This window comes from Flavobacterium restrictum, assembly GCF_007097245.1.
GTDB lineage: Bacteria > Bacteroidota > Bacteroidia > Flavobacteriales > Flavobacteriaceae > Flavobacterium > Flavobacterium restrictum.
The window spans coordinates 63,003-81,760 of sequence record NZ_VJZT01000007.1 but is presented as its reverse complement, the minus strand read 5'-3'; the positions used below and the strand labels follow the sequence as shown (position 1 = coordinate 81,760).

Sequence of the window (18,758 nt, the reverse complement as noted above, 5' to 3'; positions counted from 1 at the left end):
GCTGTTTTTTTTGATAAAAAAGACATAAAGCGAACTAATTTTTTTATGTTTACAATTCCTTTTACAACTAAAAAATGAACCCAATGAACCCAGTTGATTCCAGTCCAATTCCCAATAAATTTGATAAAATTGTAGATATCATCATCCGTTTGGGCGTCCTTTTCGTGTTGTTGTCGTGGTGTTTTGACATTTTAAAACCCTTCATATTGATTTTGATTTGGGCAGCAGTGATTGCTATTGCGCTATCGCCAATTTATAGTGCCATTGTAAAAATCTTTAGGGGAAAAAAAGTGGTGCCCGGTATTTTTTTAACACTCTTGTTATTAAGCTTTTTGATTCTACCCAGTGTTCTGGTTGGAGAATCGCTGTATGAAGGCATTAGCCACATCACCGAAATGTATACCGAAGGCCAACCTTTGATTCCGCCACCGGGTGCTACCACAGCTAATTGGCCTACTATTGCCAAACCAATTGTTGATATTTGGCAATCAGCATCGGATAATTGGCAAGATACCATGTTGCAATATTCGGATCAAGTGACCAAAGTGGGTACGTGGCTTTTGAACTTATTTGCAGGTTTTGGCAAAGGCATTTTGGAGTTTATCGTTTCCATCATCATTGCGGGAGTTTTATTGATTTACTCGGAATCGTTACAAAGCGTTTCGCAAAAAATATTCCTAAAATTGGCGGGACAAAACGGAGAACATTTTGCTGATGTTACGGTAATGACTATTCGAAATGTGATAAAAGGATTTATTGGCGTAGCTATAATTCAATCCGTAATGGTAGGAATTGCGTTTTTTATCGCAGGTGTTCCTTTTGCTGGTTTGTGGACAGTTGCTTGTCTTGTGTTAGCCATTATTCAAATAGGAATTGGCCCTATTGCGATTCCAGTTGCCATTTATATGTTTTCGGTTTCAGATACAACTACGGCTACTATTTTGTCCATTTGGTTGCTTATTACAATGCTTTCGGATAATATTTTGAAACCCATTTTGTTAGGAAGAGCATCTCCTGTACCCATGTTAGTCGTTTTTCTGGGTGCAATTGGTGGCTTTATTTACAACGGATTTTTGGGATTATTTCTTGGAGCCGTGGTATTAACCATTGGATACAAGCTGTTTTTGATTTGGTTAAATACCGAAAATCAGTAATAGAACGATAGTGAAAAAACCAAAGGAAGCAACATTAGGGACAAAAAAAGTGTTCCGTTTTTAGTGTTCAGTTAAATACTAATCACTAAAAACTGACTACTGATTACTTAAAATTAAATCTTCCCAAAAACCAAACAAACTGGTGCGCACAAAGCAATTCTTTTTCCAGTATCCGTAAGGCTTCCCGTAGTTTTATTGATTTTGAAAATTACAATTTCATTTGTGTATTGATGCCCTACCAAAAGAAAATTCCCAGTTGGATCTATAACAAAATTTCGTGGGCCTTTGCCCAAAGAACTCGTTTGCCCTTTGGATTCTAATTTTCCGTTTTTCAACACTTTGAAAATCGAAATCGTATTGGCTTCTCCCCTATTCGAAGCGTATAAAAATTTTCCGTCAGGCGAAAAATGAATGTCGGCTGCGCTGAAAGTTCCTTTGAAATCAGGAGCTAAAACAGTCGTTTCGTCCATTTTTTTAAGCACACCGTTGGCGTAACTAAAGGTGGTCAAAGCGGCATTCAATTCTTGCAAAACATAGACTAATTTTCCGTCTTGGCTAAAAGTCAAATGCCTTGGTCCACTTCCTGCTGTTACTGATATACTGTCTTTTAATTCCAAAACATTCGTTGTGGCAGTTGGGTTATAGCGGTAAGTGTATATTTTATCGGTTCCTAAATCATTCGATAAAACATACTTTTTGTCAGGCGAAAAATAAACCATGTGCACATGCGGACTTTCTTGTCTTTGTGTGTTTTTTCCTTTTCCAAAATGCTGAATTACTTGTTTGGCTTCGGTTAAACTACCATCAGTGTTTTTTCCAAAAACAGCAATATTCCCACCTGAATAATTGGCAACAATCACATTTTTAGCATCATTTATTAGGTAGCAAGGATCAGCTCCTTTGGAATCTTGTTTGTTAATATAATCTAATTTTTCGCTTGCAGCATCAAATCCAAACGAACTAACGGTGCTTTCTTTTCCATTTTCGTTAACGGCATAAATGATTTTATTGTTGCTAGAAAGCGAAACATAACTAGGATTTACAGTGCTTTCGGATACATTTTTTAATTTAAAATCCCCTGAATTGGTATCAAAATCATAGACATAAATCCCTTTGCTATCGCAGCTATTGGTGTACGTTCCTACAATCAAGTTGATGGATTTAGTTTGTGCTTGCACGGTTGTAAACATTGAAATTAGAAGAAGAATAACGAACGATTTTTTCATAATACTAAAATTTATTGAAAAGCTAAAATACATAATAATTAAACAATACATGTCATCTATTTCATCATTTGAAAATTTATAACAACTTCACCAAAAACTGTATACAAATTCGTATTTTTGAACCAAACTAAAATCAGAATGCACTTCAAACAGCCCGAAATTTTATACTTTCTTTTCCTTTTGATTGTTCCCGTTTTGGTGCATTTGTTTCAATTGCGACGGTTTAAAAAAGAATATTTCACAAATGTTCGCTTGCTCAAAGCCCTTTCGATTCAAACCAGAAAGAGTTCCAAAATCAAAAAATGGTTGCTGCTTGCCACTCGAATGCTATTGCTAACCTGCATCATAATCGCTTTTGCACAACCCTATTTTGACGCCAAAGACAGCAAAAACGCCAACAACGAAATGTATATCGTACTGGACAATTCCTTTAGCATGCAAGCCAAAGGCAAAAAAGGCGAATTGCTCAAACGTGCCGTACAAGAATTACTCGAAGAAACGCCCGAAAATAGCACTTTTTCTTTATTGACCAACTCCGAAAACTACTGGAATACCGATATAAAATCCATCCGAACCGAGTTGCAAAACCTAAAATACAGTACCGCTCCATTCGAATTAGACCCAATCCTAGCCAAGATAAAAGCACACCAATCTGCGGCTAAAAAAGACATTATCATCATCACCGATGCCGTTGGGTTAACGACCAAACAACTGCAAAATAACGACAAAACCAACAACACGTATTTCATTATTCCAAAAGTGGAACAAAAAAATAACATTGCCATTGACAGCGTTTTTATACACCAAACGCTAGATGATTTTTATGAAATAAGCGTTGCTTTATCAGGTTATGGCGAGGATTTTAAGCCAGTTTCAATGGCGTTGTACAACCAAAACAAACTCATTGCCAAAACAATAGTCACGCTTGATAAAACGAAAAAAAATGTTCTTTTTACCATTCCCAAAAAAACATTCCACGGCTACGTTTCTATCGTAGATTCGGGTTTAGCGTATGATAATGTGTTGTATTTCAGTATTTCAAAAACCAAAAAAAGCACCGTTTTGAGTATTGGCGAAACCGCAAAAAGCGACTTTTTGTCCCGAATTTACACCAATGACGAGTTCGATTACAGCAATTTTTCGTTGCCAACTTTGGATTACAATAGTTTAGAAAAACAAGATGCTATAGTTCTAAACGAATTAGACGAAATCCCGCAAGCCTTACAAACCACTTTGAAATCATTTGTGGCCAAAGGAGGCAATTTAATTGTGATTCCATCGGCTTTGGGTTTGATTACAACAACGAATACATTCTTAAATACCTTTGGAAACATCCAATTCAAAACACTCGAAAATAAGGAAAAACGAATTACCAAAATCAATTTCAACCATCCTTTGTTTGGCGGAGTTTTCGAGACTAAAATTAGTAATTTTCAGTATCCAAAAACGACGCATTCCTTCGCCATTACCACAGCAAATCCAGCGGTTTTGACGTACGAAGATCAAACGCCTTTTTTGACGAGTTTACAAAATATCGTTGGATCCGTTTTCCTTTTTTCGGCGCCCATAAATAGGTTGAATTCTAACTTTCAGCAATCGCCGTTGATTGTTCCTGTTTTTTACAAAATGGCGTTGCAAAACCAAAATACGGGCATAAATGCGTTTACAATAGGCACAACCAATCCTTATTTTGTGGATGTTTTACTGGAAAAAGATGCCGTTTTGAATGTAAAAAATGCCTCCGAAGATTTTATTCCAATTCAGCAAATGATGTCTTCCAAAGTCAAGTTGACCTTTGCTGATTATCCCGAGCAAGCAGGAAACTTTAGTATTTTCAACAAAAAGGAATGGGTAGAAAACATCAGTTTTAATTACAATCGATCCGAAAGCAACCTCGCTTTGACCAATGAAAACGCCGTATCCAACTATAAAACAATCGATTCCATTGCGACCGTTTTTGACACATTACAAACCAACAGAACGGACAATCAAATTTGGAAATGGTTTCTTATCTTTGCATTATTATTTCTAGCAACCGAAATGGCAATCATCCGATTTGTGAAGTAAAACGAGGTTCAAAAAATTATAAAATCTATGAAAATAATCATCCGAAACGCAACAATTATCGACCCAGAAAGTGCTTTTCACAACCAAACTCTTGATGTATTAATAGGTGATGGTTTCATACAAAAAATAGGAACTTCGCTTGAAAATCCAGATAATGCCACCGAGGTAAAACTCGATAATTTACACCTTTCGCAAGGTTGGTTCGATTCGAGTGTTTCGCTTGGAGAACCTGGTTTTGAAGACCGTGAAACCATTGCAAACGGCTTGAATGTTGCTGCCAAAAGTGGTTTTACCGCCATCGCTTTACAACCCAACTCCTTCCCGATTATTGACAATCAATCGCAGGTGAATTTTGTGAAAAATAAAGCCAATGGTTATGCTACCGAGCTTTTTCCGATTGGCGCTTTGACCAAAGAAAGCGAAGGAAAAGACATGGCGGAATTATTTGACATGAAAAATGCAGGAGCGATTGCTTTTGGTGATTATGCAAAAAGTTTAGATAATGCCAATTTGCTCAAAATTGCCTTGCAATACGTGCAAGATTTTGACGGATTAGTAATTGCTTTCTCCCAAGATGATAAAATAAAAGGCAATGGTGTGGCCAATGAAGGCGTAGTTTCCACAAAATTAGGCTTGAAAGGAATCCCGAATCTAGCCGAAGAATTGCAAATTGCCCGAAACTTATTTTTGCTAGAATACACGGGTGGAAAATTACACATCCCAACGATTTCGACTGCCAAATCAGTGCAATTAATTAAGGAAGCCAAAGCCAAAGGATTGCACGTTACGTGTAGCGTCGCCGTGCATCACCTAGTTTTAACCGACGTAACACTAGAAAATTTTGATACCCGTTTCAAAGTTTCGCCACCATTGCGTACCGAAACCGATAGACAAGCGTTGCTCGCAGGAATTCTGGACAACACGATTGATATGATTACTTCTGACCATAATCCGATAGACATTGAACATAAAAAAATGGAATTTGACGGTGCCAAAAACGGGACTATCGGGCTCGAAAGTGCTTTTGGAACTTTGATCACCATGTTGCCAATGGAAATTATCATTGCGAAATTAACTGCTGGAAGAATCCCTTTTGGACTGCAAATAAATCCTATTGCCGAAGGACAAAAAGCAAGTTTTACGCTTTTTAACCCCGAAGGAGAAAGTGTTTTTACAAAAGAAAACATTTTATCCAAATCAAAAAACTCCGCTTTTATTGGTATAAAAACCAAAGGAAAAGTGTATGGAATTGTGAATCAAAATCAATTGATTCTAAACTAAAAACAGCATGAACAACACCATCGAAGCTGGAAAAACAGCCGCAATTACCAGTTATATTTTAGGCATTGGCGTACTTATAGCAATGTCTATGAACTCCGAAGACAAGAATGAATTTGCCAGTTTTCATATTCGCCAAGGATTAGGACTAACGCTCACATTTATTTCTTTAGGATTGATTATCAGCAACTTTGACAGCCTGATGATATCGGCTCCCATGTGGATTTTTGTTTCTGTTTTATGGTCGTATGGCATTTTTAGTGCGATAAAAGGCGAGACAAAACCAGTACCGTTATTGGGTAAATACTTTCAGAAAGGACTGAAAAGCATTTCATAATTTTTAAATCCAAAATCAAGAATTCTAAAATCTGAATTCTAAAATCCTATAATCTGATTATGAATCTATCTTTAGAATATAAAATACGAGAACCCAAAATAATTCTGGAAAAAAACCCCGTGTTACTGTTGCTTCACGGTTATGGCAGCAACGAAGACGATTTGTTCTCGTTTGCCACGGAATTGCCAGACAACTATTATATCATTTCGGCTCGTGCGCCTTACAACATGCAATATGGGAGTTATGCGTGGTATGCCATCAATTTTGATGCCGATCAAAATAAATTTTCGGATGTGGCACAAGCCAAAGAATCTCGAGATTTGATTGCGGGATTTATTGACGAATTGGTTGCAAATTATCCTATTGACGCTACACAAGTGACGTTAATTGGCTTCAGTCAAGGATCCATTTTGAGTTATGCGGTGGCACTTTCGTATCCCGAAAAAATCGAAAAAGTGGTGGCTATGAGTGGCTATTTGAATCTAGAAATTGCAACCGACGATTACTTGAAAAACAATTTGACACAACTCAAAATATTTGCTTCTCACGGAACGGTTGACCAAGTTATTCCCATTGATTGGGCTCGAAAAACACCAGCAATTTTAGAGAATCTTGGCATCGAAATTACCTATAAGGAATACCCTGTTGGTCACGGCGTTTCTCCACAAAATTTCTATGATTTCAAGAATTGGTTGCTTGGAAAATAGTTTACAGCATTCAGTTGTTAAGAAACCGAATACTGCAGCAGTACATTTTTACTTTTGGTACAACAAGGATTGATTGACTTCAAATGAAATACTTTCGTCCTCATTGACAAAATACTTCAATAACACTTCGCCCCAATAATCACCATCGCTAAAATCGGCAATAATCCAGCGGTGGTTCAAAACCTTTACTTTGTTGATTATAAATTTATTAACCCCTATTTGGTCTTGACCAGTATAGGGATTCCCTTTTGGATTGGTATTTAAATCCAGTAACTTTTCGGTAATTACAGGTACTAATTTTTCGATTTGAATGGTTTTGGTAGCAGCTTCTGGATTGAAATAATTTTGAGCATTTTCATCTCTTTCTAATGAAAAATAGTTAGCATCGGCAAGTTTTCCCGAAACAACATTTAAACTATCTTTGAGTCTGGTGGTCACTTTGTTGAATTTATCTTGTTCAAATTTGACTTCTTTGCTCAAGAACATATAAGTGTATACATTAAAAAGTAAGGCTAAAATAAAGGCATAAAGGAGTAATGATCGTTTCATTTTGTTGGAATTAAATTGTAATTTCTAAATTGTCGTAAGCGAGAAAAACATGGTCTGGAAGTCTTTTTTGTACGGCTTCATGAAAGCCTAAAAGATGGCTTATGTGAGTAAGATACGCTTTTTCGGGCTGGATTAAGGCTATAAAATCCAATGCTTCTTGCAAGTTAAAATGCGTATTGTGCGGCGCATCACGAAGCGCATTTACCACTAAAACTTTGAGGTTTTTTAGTTTCGCAATTTCTTCGGGCGCAATTGTTTTCACATCGGTGAGATAGGCAAAATCATCGATACGGTACCCAAAAACCTGTAAGTCACCATGCATCACATTGATAGGAATTGCAGTTTTATTGCCTATTGCAAAGGGTTCGTTGTTACAAACAGTAATCGTTTTGACAGATGGCGCTCCAGGGTATTTATTTACGGTTTCAAAAACGTACTCAAAACGCCTTTTTAAATTAGCAATTACCCGCTGATGCGCATAAATGGGAATTTCACCTTGCTTAAAATTAAATGGCCGAATATCGTCTAAACCTGCTGTATGATCCGAATGTTCGTGGGTAAAAAGGATGGCATCTACCTTTTTGCAACCGCAAGCAAGCATTTGTTGTCTAAAGTCAGGACCGCAATCGATTACGTACGAATTGTTTTCCCACGTAATCCAAACTGCAACTCGGAGTCTTTTATCCTTATAATCAGTGCTTTTACAAACGGGGTGATCGCTTCCTATTATGGGAATACCTTGCGAAGTGCCAGTGCCTAAAAAATATACTTTCAATTGTTTCTTTTTTTTACAAAAATAGGGTTAATTCCCTTTCATTAGAAGCCTATTTAATTAACTTTGTAACATATTAGCCCTATTTATACAAAAAAAATGGATCCAAAAAAGATAAAACTCAAAGGAGATAAAGTTATTGAACAAATTCCTTCGATAAAAGACAAAGCACTTCGTATAAATTTGAATGAAAATATATACGGAACTTTTGCTGAAATTGGTGCTGGACAAGAAACCGTTCGCCATTTTTTTAGATCTGGTGGCTCATCTGGAACGATTGCAAAAGCAATGTCAGCTTATGATAAAGACTTTAGTGACGCGGTTTATGGCATCGAAGGCGATGGACGTTATGTAACTGAAAGTCGCCTCAAAAAAATGCTGAATTTTGAAGGCGAATTAATTGAAGAACGATTAAGCCGAGAAAAACATCCCAATAAAATGTTTTTTAGTTATGCTAATACCGTGGCAACTATTGATTTTGCTAAACAATTTAAAGGACACGGTTGGGTTGGAATTAGGTACCAAATAGATCCTACCGAAGCCTACAACGAAATCATTATTCACATCAGGTTTAAGGAAACGGATTCGCGACTGCAACAAGAAACTCTAGGTGTACTTGGTGTAAACTTAATTTACGGTGCTTTTTACAAATACAATGACCCCAAAAAATTACTCCGTTATTTATACGATCATTTAGACAAAGACCAATTAGAAATTGACACGATCAATTTTTCAGGACCTCGTTTTGCTCATGTAGACAATCGCTTGATGAGTTTGCAATTAGTAAAAAACGGCATGACCGATGCCGTAATGTTCAATCCCGATGGAAAAAACATACTTCCAGCAGCCATTCTGTACAAGAAAAACATACTAGCGTTTAGAGGAAGTTTTCGTCCTGTAACCAAAGTAAATATGGACATGTACGAGAAATCACTAAAAATGTTTCTCGAAGAAAATAAAGTCGAAAAAAATAATACTCTCGTTATTTTTGAAATTACCTTGTCGAATTTACGCTCCGATGGCGAAATAGACGAACGTGACTTTATGGATCGTGCCGAATTATTGTGCTCGTTGGGACAAACGGTTATGATTTCTAATTTTCAGGAATATTACAAAGTAGTGGAATATTTTGCCAATTATACCAAAGCTAGAATGGGACTCGCCATGGGTGTTAATAATTTAGTCGATATATTCGATGAAAAATATTACCGCCATTTAAGCGGTGGCATACTCGAAGCTTTTGGAAAATTATTTTACCGCGACATGAAGGTCTTCTTGTACCCAATGATTGGTGAAAATGGTGAAATCATCACTTCCGAAACCTTGAAAGTACATCCTAGAATGAAAGAATTATACAAATTCTTTAAATTCAACGGAAAAGTAGTCGATATAGACGATTACAATCATGAAATTCTAGAAGTTTTCTCTCGTGAAGTCCTCAAAATGATTAACGCTGGAAAACCAGGATGGGAATCCATGCTACCCGCTGGTGTTGCCGAAATCATAAAGGACAAAGAACTTTTTGGGTACGACCCCAACAAAGTATTGAAAGAAAACGATTAATTTCCCTTTACAACAATCCATTAAAAAAGTCCCAATCCGAAAATAACGGTTGGGACTTTTTACATTTTAAATGGTATATGAAATACTATTTTTTAGTCAATGCAGCACTCATTTCCATAGAAATAGCGGAGCGTTCCATTTTCAATTTTCCTGACATCGTTTCGATAACCACTGTGGTAGCTGCCAATTCAGATACTTTACCATGAAGACCGCTTTTGGTTATAATTTTGTCTCCCACTTTCAAGGCACTTTCGAATTCTTTTTCGTTTTTTGCTTTCTTTTGTTGTGGTCTAATCATAAAGAAATAGATTACTACAAACATTAATGCTAACTGAATATACAATGTGTAATTTCCCATAATTTTAATTCTTTTTTGTTTTTTGTTTTTTTTTAAATGTCTAAAATTTCAAATTTACATCAAACCACGTCCCACTTTAAGAAGTCTGTTATTGGTTTGCAGCTCTTTGACTAAATTATCCAAAATTCCGTTGATAAAAATACTGCTTTTTGGTGTAGAATACTCTTTGGCCACTTCTAAATATTCGTTAAGAGTTACTTTTACTGGAATAGATGGAAATTTCAAGAATTCACAAATAGCCATTTTAAGAATAATCGTATCAATTTCGGCAATACGATCACTGTCCCAATTGGGTGTTTTGTCGTCGTATTCCTTGGCCAATTCTTTTTCGTTAAGCACTGTTTTTCGGAACAAGTCTTTCACAAAATCGCGGTCTTCATTGTCTTTATACAATTTTGGCACTCTAAAATTATCGTCTTCGCCTTGTTTAATTCTACCCAACTGTTTGATAATTTGTGTATTTACTACAGGAATATCATCAATCCAAGTTAGTTTATCGTCTTCTAAATACTCGTATAATTTTTCGTTAGGAACAATCACTTCTGTAAAAACAGCGATAATAAAGGCTTTATCTTCGGCAAAGGTGTTCACGGTATTGCTCATATAATCCGCATACAATTTGCTTTCCTTGATAGCATTTAACAGCAAAATAATGTAATCATCGTTAAGTGCCCAGTTGTTTATTTTTCTAGTTTCAAGGGCAATACTCAAGGAATTATTTTCGGCGAGAATTTGAAAAATACTGTTTTTTATAAACTTTTCGTTGGGTTTGCGTTCTTGCGGAGTAGCAAGATGTTTTTGACTTGATAGGTGTAAAAAGATGGTTTCTTTTTTGCAAATTTCTATCAATGAACTTACCATTATAAGGTATAAATCTAGAATATTATCAATACTGTAAAAAAGAAATTTCTCTTCTTTTTCGAGATTATCCGATCCGTTTTGATGCATCGCATAAATAGATTGCATGACTTTTACCCGAATGTGTCTTCTGTTTACCACCTTGTAAGAACTTTAAAAATTAGTTTGCAAAATTAAGAATTTCATCGCTTAAAATAAAATTAAAACCACTTTTTTTAACAATCCCTATTTAATGCAGTAAGGAGTAGCGTTTTATTGCATTTTTAACTAAAAAAAGTAATTGCACCTCCCAATCAAAAACCATAAAATAGTATTAAAACCTGTATCTTTGTATGGAGAAAACAGGATTTACATCGTGGCGCAAAAGCGATACAAAAATCCTATTACTAGGGAAGTATTTACTATTTTCCTTCCCAAAAAAAGGAACACAAAAAACAATTCAACACCGCATATCTTATAAAAATGAAAGAATTACGTTATTTAAACAAATACTTTATTAAATACAAATACAGTTTTTCACTAGGCATTATATTCACGATTATCGCACAAATATTTTCGTTGTTTACCCCAAAACTCATTAGCAAATCCTTCAAAGCAATTGAACAATTTGACAAGTTAACCAAGACCCAAAGACAATCACAAGTGGTTATTTCTCATTTTACGGAGGAACTCGTTCATAATGTCCTACTCATTATTGGCACCACAATCATTGCAGGTCTACTCACTTTCTTGATGCGACAAACGCTCATTGTGATGTCCCGCCATGTAGAATTTGATTTAAAAAATGAAGTTTTTAGACAATACGAGAATCTTTCGCAAAATTTCTACAAGCAAAACCGCACGGGAGATTTAATGAACCGCATCAGCGAAGACGTCTCCAAGGTACGAATGTACGTAGGTCCAGCGGTAATGTACACCATAAACACCTTCATTCGATTTGCTATTGTGATAGGATATATGTACAATGTATCGCCTCGATTAACGCTCTATACCCTATTGCCGCTTCCTATATTATCGTATTGCATTTTTAAATTAAGCTCCGAAATCAACATTCGAAGTACCGTTTTTCAGCAATATCTTTCTAAAGTTTCCAGTTTTACACAGGAAATATTCTCTGGAATTCGGGTCATCAAAGCCTACTCACTAGAAAACCAACAGCAAAACAACCTCATCGATCTAGCTGACGAAAGCAAAAGCAAAAGCTTGAATCTAGCCAAAGTACAATCTCTTTTTGGTCCTTTAATGCTGGCACTCATTGGGATTAGCAACTTGATTGTCATTTATTTTGGAGGACTTATGTACATCAACGGCAGCATTCAAAGCATTGGAACCATTGCTGAATTTATTTTATATGTCAACATGCTCACTTGGCCAGTTGCCTCATTGGGCTGGGTTTCCTCCATGGTTCAAGAAGCCGAAGCCTCGCAAAAAAGACTCAACGAATTCCTGAAAATTGTTCCCGAAATACAAAATAAAAACCCAAATCCATCTCGAATAGATGGTGCCATCAGTTTTGAAAACGTAAGCTACACCTACCAAGACACGAATATTAAGGCATTGCAAAACATTTCATTTTCGGTAAAAAAAGGCGAAACCATTGCCATTCTGGGCAAAACAGGTTCTGGAAAATCGACTATTCTATCGCTTCTTTCTCGTCTTTACAATGTCAACCAAGGCAGCATTCGCATTGACAATCATGAAATAGCGAGCCTAAACTTATATGATTTGCGCAACAGCATTGGTATTGTTCCGCAGGACGCTTTCTTGTTTTCGGACAGCATCAAAAACAATATTAAATTTGGCAACGAAAACGCCACCGACAATCAAGTAATCGAAGCTGCCAAAAGTGCCGTCGTTCACGACAACATTATGGATTTCAACAAGCAATACGAGACCATTCTTGGCGAGCGAGGCATCACCCTTTCTGGCGGTCAAAAACAACGCGTTTCCATTGCTAGAGCCATTATCAAGAATCCAGCAATACTGCTTTTTGACGACTGCCTTTCGGCGGTGGATACCGAAACCGAAGAAGCCATCTTGAATAACTTATTCGAAATTTGCAAGGACAAAACTACAATAATTGTTAGCCACCGTGTTTCATCAGCCAAAAATGCCGACCGAATCCTCATTCTCGAAGACGGAAAAATTATCCAACAAGGTTCTCATAATCAATTGATAAATCAAGATGGCTATTATGCAGCACTCTATTTGAAACAACTTTCTGAAAAAGAATTGCTTTAATTGTTGCGTAATAGATATATTTTTATGATTTTTGATTGCTATTAAATAAAAAATGGAGAGAAAGAATTATGAGAGAAAATGATATGTTAGAAAAAGAAGAAATCTTTTCTAAAGTTTTAAGAGCGGGTCGACGAACCTATTTTTTTGATGTAAGAGCCACCAAAGCCGACGATTATTACATCACCATCACCGAAAGCAAAAAATTTACCGAAGAAGATGGATCATTCCACTTCAAGAAACATAAAATCTATTTGTACAAAGAAGATTTTACCGCTTTTGCCGAAATTCTAGGCGACATGACTTCCTATGTTTTGAACCACAAAGGCGAAGAGGTAATTTCCGAAAGACATCAAAAAGATTTCAAAAAAGAATATCCTGCCGAAAATACCGCTGAAACCGAATTGCCAGCCATTTCCTCGTTTACCGATATTGATTTCGACGATATTTAGATTACAATTCCCTACTTACACTTCCAAAAAGTCCAAAAGTCATTTGATTTTTGGACTTTTTGCATTTTTGTAGCATAAAAGTCCGTTCCTACCAAAAAATCTGTCCCGCTGTACGCAGTATCTTACGTGCCGAACACCGGCACATAAGGATACTTGCTCCCATCGGGGCTACGCCAAAACATTTTTTTTCATAAAAACAGTAGAACGCAACGAACAAAAAACAGTACTTTTATACATCAAAATCAACCCAAATGAAAAAAATCACACTTTGCATTTGCTTCCTCCTTTTTGGGCTTTCCCTTTCGGCTCAAAAAACCGAATATACCACCCAATTAAACATTCCTTATTACCCAGAATCCGTCACCAAAACCGATTCCTACCTAAAAGAACGCTGTGTGCTGGATATTTATTACCCCAAAAACACCAAAGGTTTTGCCACTATCATTTGGTTTCACGGAGGCGGTTTAACCTCCGGCAACAAAGAACTGCCTGATGGATTGAAAGACAAAGGCTTTGCCGTAGTATCCGTAAATTATAGATTATCGCCAAAAGTAAAGGTGCAAAAATGTATTGAAGATGCCGCTGCTGCCGTAGCTTGGGTTTTCAAAAATTGCGCTGCTTATGGCGGTGATGCCTCCATGATTGTTGTTTCTGGACACTCGGCAGGCGGTTATTTGGCTTTGATGGTAGGATTGGACAAAAAATGGTTGGCTACCAATGGTGTCGACGCCAATTCGATTGCGGAACTAATCCCATTGAGCGGTCAAGCCATAACCCATTTTGAAATTCGAAAAGAAAGAGGCATCCCAGATACACAACCCGTAATTGATGAATTTGCGCCCTTGTACCACGTTCGCCCGGATGCGCCGCCACTTTTACTCATTACAGGCGATAGAGAAAAAGAACTTTTAGGACGCTATGAAGAAAACGCCTACCTCATGCGCATGATGAAAATTGCAGGACACAAGGAAACCACTTTGTATGAATTACAAGGATTTGGTCACATGATGACCGAACCCGCTTTTCCGCTGGTTGTAGCAGCAGTACTCCGAATATCAGCTTTAAAAAAGAACTAAAATGATACCTCATTTACTCATAATCCCAGGACTTGGTGATTCTGGCGAAAAACATTGGCAGCATTTTTGGCTACAAAAATTCCCCAATGCTACCAAAGTAGTGCAAGACAATTGGAACGAACCACAACTGGATCAATGGCTAAACCGACTAACCCAAACGATTCATAAACTGGATCAACCCACCATTCTAGTAGCACACAGCCTTGCGGTTTCGCTAGTCCTGCATTGGGTTGCTCAAAACAGTAATCCAAACATCATAGGCGCATTATTAGTCGCACCCGCCGATGTGGATTCACCTGATCACACACCCGATTTTTTAAGGAATTTTGCACCCATTCCAACTGACAAATTGCCTTTTCCCGCTATAGTTATTGGTACCGAAAACGACACCTATTGCGCCCCAGAAAGAGTACAATTTTTGGCCAAAAAATGGGGAAGTACTTTTATAAATATTGGATATGAAGGACACATCAACTCGGATTCCGACCTTGCCTTTTGGGAGGAAGGGCAACAGTTTTTAAACCAATTAATAGCACAAATAAACCCTACAAAATGACACATCCTATAGTTACCGCAGCTTGGCTCAACAGCCATTTGAATGACGAAAATATCATTGTCCTTGACGCCCGTTTGGAACAAAATCAAGCCAATCTTGACAATCAAAATCCTGATGTACAAATAAAAGGTGCTCGCCTATTTGATATTAAAAACAATTTTAGCGACACGACAAATCCCTTGCCCAACACGTTCCCTACCGAAGAACAATTTACGCTCGGAAGTCAAAAATTAGGCATCAACACCAACAGCATAATTGTAGTTTATGATACGGTAGGAGTGTATTCGAGCCCAAGAGCGTGGTGGATGTTTAAAGCCATGGGACATGCAACTGTTTTTGTACTAGACGGCGGCCTCCCAGCTTGGATTAAAGAAGGCTATCCTACTGAAAATCAAGAACAAAAAAAGCATGAAAAAGGAAATTTTGAAGCCAAACTACAACCCGATTCAATCAAAAATAAAGAGCAAATTCTAGAAAACAGTACTACAAAAAAAGCGGTACTTATAGATGCTAGATCAGCTGATCGTTTCGAAGGTACACTAGAAGAACCAAGAGCTGGTTTAAAAAGTGGTCATATTCCAGATTCCATAAATATTCCTTTTACAGCCTTGCAACAAGACGGAAAATACAAATCGACAGCCGAGCTAAAAGAAATCCTAAACCTAAACGGACAACCTTTACTCTTTACTTGCGGTTCTGGAATTACTGCTTGTATCGTTTTATTGGCCTGCGAATTAGTTTCGGACAATCCAAAAGCTGTTTATGATGGCTCCTGGACGGAATGGGGTTCTAGCGATTTGCCTATTGAGAAGGGTGCATAATACCAAAAATCATTCATAAACTATCATTCCTATTAACCCAAACAGGAAGATATTCGTTTAAAGAAACAATACTTTATTTGGAAACTGGATAAGTAGCAACTCAATTGCTACTTATCCAATTTATTTATTATCAAAAAAAATTTCGAAAGTTGTCCCCGCTGCTATTTCGCTGGTCACGTCAATACTTGCGTTCATAGCCTCAATTTGATTTTTGGTAATATACAATCCTATTCCCTGTGCATCTTCATTCTTGTGAAACGTTTTATACATCCCAAACAACTGATCACCATATTTATCTAAATCAATTCCTAAACCATTATCCGAAATAGCCAAAACAAATTTACTAGTTTCAAAACGGAACTCAATACTAGGAAATCGATCAGGATGTGCATATTTTATAGCATTAGTAATAAAATTCAACAAAATACTTTCTAGATAGGCTGGATTAAAATTAACAAAAACTAAATCCGAAACGGTGTTGATAATCTTAATTTTCTCATCGTTAATATTGATGATAGCAGCAATTTTATCAATATAATACTGCAATTGTAAGGGTTCTTTGAAAATTGTTTCATTGTTTTGAATAGCTACAATTTTAGTTAAATTACGAATCGTTCTATTCAAATCATTTGAAACTGTCCGTAAATGAGCTAACATTTCCTCTTTTCCATCAAAGGTTTCTTCCTTATCAATATAATCTAGAATGGACTTAATATTTCCTGCATGGGTATTCAAATTATGAGAAACGATGTACGAGAAATTCAATAACCTACTATTTTGTTCCGCATACAACTCCATTGTTTTTTGGAGTTCTAATTCTTTTTGTTTTTGAGCCGAGATATCCGTATGAGTTCCTATAACACGCAAAGGATTTCCTAATTCATCTCTCTCGATTACTTTTCCTCGGTCAAGAATCCATTTGTATTCTCCTTTTGACGTTAAAACCCGATGCTGATTTTCATAATAAGGAATTTTATTTTGAAAATGATTTTGAATATCTGAATAATAGTTTTCTAAATCATCACTGTGTACCATTTCATCCCATCGTTCAGGTGTATCAAATACATCCATAGCATCTACCTCTAAAATTTTCATAGATTGCGAAGAATAAAAAACATCATTTGATTTCAAATCCCAATCCCAAACACCAGCTGTAGACGCCTCAAGGGCAAATTGAAATCTCGCTTCCGAAATTTTGAGTCGCAAGTCTTGTTCTTTTTTATCGGTAATATCCGAAATTCGTCCGTAAAAAGTAATCGCACCATCGGATTGCAACTCGGATTTTGAGGAAACTTTTAACCAACGCTCCCCTTTTATGGGTACAAAAATCCGAAACTCTAGTTCCCAACGCTCTAAATTGGCTCGTGCCAAAGTGTATGATTCCAGAAATAAATCCCGGTCTTTATCCAAAATTCTATCATAAACAGCATTCATCGAATCTCTATTCAAATCCTCAGGCGTTAATTCGAAAATTTCGAAAATAGAGTCGCTTATAATTGGAAAAAAATAATCATCACTAGGCGTAACAATAAATTGAAATATCAAATCTGGAATCTCGGCTAACAATTTTTTATAAATAGTATCCGACTCAAGTTGGGTCGCTTTTTTTGATAGATTAAAAACCATAACAAGACTTTTTTAAGAGCATTACCGCTAAATTAGATTAAAATAATAAACTGTGAATAGCATTCGACATCTCTAATTTATTAAATATTTTTATACGAATTTATCAATATAAGTCTAAATATTTTAAAGCATTCCTTATGTTTGATGAATACAATATATACAAATTATTGTTACAATACTAACTTAAAAATTAAAAATTAAGAAAAATTATTTTCGAGGATGAAACGTATTCAGTACTTGTGCCAAATATTTTCGATCCAAGTGAACATAAATTTCTGTAGTAGTTATCGATTCATGACCAAGCATAAGTTGAATAGAGCGCAAATCAGCACCATTCTCTAGAAGATGTGTAGCAAAAGAATGCCGAAAAGTATGTGGACTAATTTTTTTTTGTAAATCAATTTTGACTGCTAACTGTTTTATAATTGTAAAAATCATGGCACGTGTCAATGGTTTTCCTCTTCGGTTCAAAAAGAGCGTGTCTTCTGCAACTTTTTGAATTGGGATTTCGGTCCTACTGTTTTCTTTATAAATGGTAATGTATTTTTGATTTAGCAATCCTATAGGCAAAAAGCGTTGTTTGTTTCCTTTCCCTGTAATCAGAACAAATCCTTCTTCAAAAAACAAGTCGGAAATTTTCAACGCCACCAACTCCGAAACCCGAAGTCCGCATCCATAAAGTGTTTCCAGCATAGCGCGATTGCGTTCGCCTTCGTTCGAGGATAAATCTACTGCGGCAATAAGCGCATCAATCTCGGCAACGGCCAATGTATCTGGAAGTTTACGTCCCATTTTGGGCGATTCTATCAATTCTAATGGACTATCCGTCCTGTACTCTTCGAATAATAAGTACTTAAAAAAACTTTTCAATCCTGAAATTATTCGTGCTTGAGACCTAGGATTGACCTCTTTGGAGACCTGATAAATAAATTCTTGGAGCGTCTCTGCCTTGATTTTAACTGGTGAAATGGCTATATTATTTTGTTCCAAAAAAAGGCACAACCGCTCTATATCAAAACAATAATTAGCAATCGTGTTTGCTGACAAACCCCGCTCAATTTTTAAATACGATTGATAGCTTTTTATGTAACTTTCCCAATTCATAATACAAAGTAACGTT

Annotated in this window: 18 protein-coding genes; 11 read left to right on the top strand and 7 right to left on the bottom strand. The window is 36.4% G+C overall.

The window, feature by feature from the left end:
• Positions 1-74 precede the first annotated feature (74 nt).
• Positions 75-1,154: an AI-2E family transporter gene (locus FNW21_RS08425; RefSeq protein WP_144256296.1), complete on the top strand. Its 1,080-nt coding sequence runs from the start codon at positions 75-77 to the stop codon at positions 1,152-1,154.
• A 113-nt stretch (positions 1,155-1,267) separates the two neighbouring features.
• Here FNW21_RS08425 and FNW21_RS08420 read toward each other — a convergent pair whose 3' ends face one another.
• Complete coding sequence (locus tag FNW21_RS08420) at positions 1,268-2,380, bottom strand: lactonase family protein (RefSeq protein WP_144256295.1); 1,113 nt, start codon at positions 2,378-2,380, stop codon at positions 1,268-1,270.
• Positions 2,381-2,518: 138 nt separating this feature from the next.
• Here FNW21_RS08420 and FNW21_RS08415 point away from each other — a divergent pair, with 138 nt between their 5' ends.
• From FNW21_RS08415 to FNW21_RS08400, 4 genes are read left to right on the top strand one after another with little or no spacing between them, the layout of a single operon-like run.
• A complete protein-coding gene (locus tag FNW21_RS08415; protein WP_144256294.1) occupies positions 2,519-4,447 on the top strand; it encodes a vWA domain-containing protein in 1,929 nt (642 codons plus the stop codon).
• Between the two features lie 27 nt (positions 4,448-4,474).
• The gene (locus tag FNW21_RS08410; protein ID WP_144256293.1) at positions 4,475-5,728 is read left to right on the top strand and encodes a dihydroorotase; all 1,254 of its coding nucleotides are present in this window, start codon (positions 4,475-4,477) and stop codon (positions 5,726-5,728) included.
• 7 nt (positions 5,729-5,735) lie between these two features.
• A complete protein-coding gene (locus FNW21_RS08405; protein ID WP_144256292.1) occupies positions 5,736-6,062 on the top strand; it encodes a hypothetical protein in 327 nt (108 codons plus the stop codon).
• Positions 6,063-6,121: 59 nt separating this feature from the next.
• Positions 6,122-6,769, top strand: coding sequence for an alpha/beta hydrolase (locus FNW21_RS08400; RefSeq protein ID WP_144256291.1), 648 nt, complete (start codon positions 6,122-6,124; stop codon positions 6,767-6,769).
• 48 nt (positions 6,770-6,817) lie between these two features.
• On the opposite strand, the gene FNW21_RS08395 is transcribed toward FNW21_RS08400, so the two are convergent.
• Both FNW21_RS08395 and FNW21_RS08390 read right to left on the bottom strand, forming a co-directional pair.
• Positions 6,818-7,318, bottom strand: coding sequence for a hypothetical protein (locus FNW21_RS08395; protein WP_144256290.1), 501 nt, complete (start codon positions 7,316-7,318; stop codon positions 6,818-6,820).
• 10 nt (positions 7,319-7,328) lie between these two features.
• Positions 7,329-8,093, bottom strand: a complete 765-nt coding sequence (locus tag FNW21_RS08390; protein ID WP_144256289.1) for an MBL fold metallo-hydrolase — start codon at positions 8,091-8,093, stop codon at positions 7,329-7,331.
• A gap of 96 nt (positions 8,094-8,189) precedes the next feature.
• Here FNW21_RS08390 and FNW21_RS08385 point away from each other — a divergent pair, with 96 nt between their 5' ends.
• The gene (locus FNW21_RS08385; RefSeq protein ID WP_144256288.1) at positions 8,190-9,653 is read left to right on the top strand and encodes a TonB-dependent receptor; all 1,464 of its coding nucleotides are present in this window, start codon (positions 8,190-8,192) and stop codon (positions 9,651-9,653) included.
• Positions 9,654-9,738: 85 nt separating this feature from the next.
• Here the strand turns inward: FNW21_RS08385 and yajC are convergent, their stop codons facing one another.
• Both yajC and nusB read right to left on the bottom strand, forming a co-directional pair.
• Complete coding sequence (yajC, locus tag FNW21_RS08380) at positions 9,739-10,011, bottom strand: preprotein translocase subunit YajC (protein WP_144256287.1); 273 nt, start codon at positions 10,009-10,011, stop codon at positions 9,739-9,741.
• A gap of 54 nt (positions 10,012-10,065) precedes the next feature.
• Positions 10,066-10,977, bottom strand: a complete 912-nt coding sequence (nusB, locus tag FNW21_RS08375) for a transcription antitermination factor NusB (protein WP_144256380.1) — start codon at positions 10,975-10,977, stop codon at positions 10,066-10,068.
• 354 nt (positions 10,978-11,331) lie between these two features.
• Between nusB and FNW21_RS08370 the strand changes: the two genes are divergently transcribed.
• The 5 genes from FNW21_RS08370 to FNW21_RS08350 all read left to right on the top strand — a co-directional run bounded on the left by FNW21_RS08370 (position 11,332) and on the right by FNW21_RS08350 (position 16,012).
• A complete protein-coding gene (locus FNW21_RS08370; RefSeq protein WP_144256286.1) occupies positions 11,332-13,110 on the top strand; it encodes an ABC transporter ATP-binding protein in 1,779 nt (592 codons plus the stop codon).
• Between the two features lie 68 nt (positions 13,111-13,178).
• Positions 13,179-13,559 (top strand): PUR family DNA/RNA-binding protein, encoded by a 381-nt coding sequence (locus FNW21_RS08365; protein ID WP_144256285.1) that lies wholly within the window; start codon positions 13,179-13,181, stop codon positions 13,557-13,559.
• 251 nt (positions 13,560-13,810) lie between these two features.
• On the top strand, positions 13,811-14,635 hold the full coding sequence (locus FNW21_RS08360; RefSeq protein WP_144256284.1) for an alpha/beta hydrolase: 825 nt from the start codon (positions 13,811-13,813) through the stop codon (positions 14,633-14,635).
• Between the two features lies 1 nt (position 14,636).
• A complete protein-coding gene (locus FNW21_RS08355) occupies positions 14,637-15,191 on the top strand; it encodes an RBBP9/YdeN family alpha/beta hydrolase (RefSeq protein WP_144256283.1) in 555 nt (184 codons plus the stop codon).
• Positions 15,188-16,012 carry a sulfurtransferase gene (locus FNW21_RS08350; RefSeq protein ID WP_144256282.1) on the top strand — a complete coding sequence of 275 codons (825 nt, stop codon included), beginning with the start codon at positions 15,188-15,190 and terminating at the stop codon, positions 16,010-16,012. Before FNW21_RS08355 ends, FNW21_RS08350 begins: the two co-directional genes overlap by 4 nt.
• Positions 16,013-16,132: 120 nt before the next feature.
• Here FNW21_RS08350 and FNW21_RS08345 read toward each other — a convergent pair whose 3' ends face one another.
• Positions 16,133-17,638, bottom strand: coding sequence for a sensor histidine kinase (locus FNW21_RS08345; RefSeq protein WP_144256281.1), 1,506 nt, complete (start codon positions 17,636-17,638; stop codon positions 16,133-16,135).
• A 207-nt stretch (positions 17,639-17,845) separates the two neighbouring features.
• Positions 17,846-18,742, bottom strand: coding sequence for a site-specific tyrosine recombinase (locus FNW21_RS08340; protein ID WP_144256280.1), 897 nt, complete (start codon positions 18,740-18,742; stop codon positions 17,846-17,848).
• Positions 18,743-18,758: the final 16 nt, after the last annotated feature.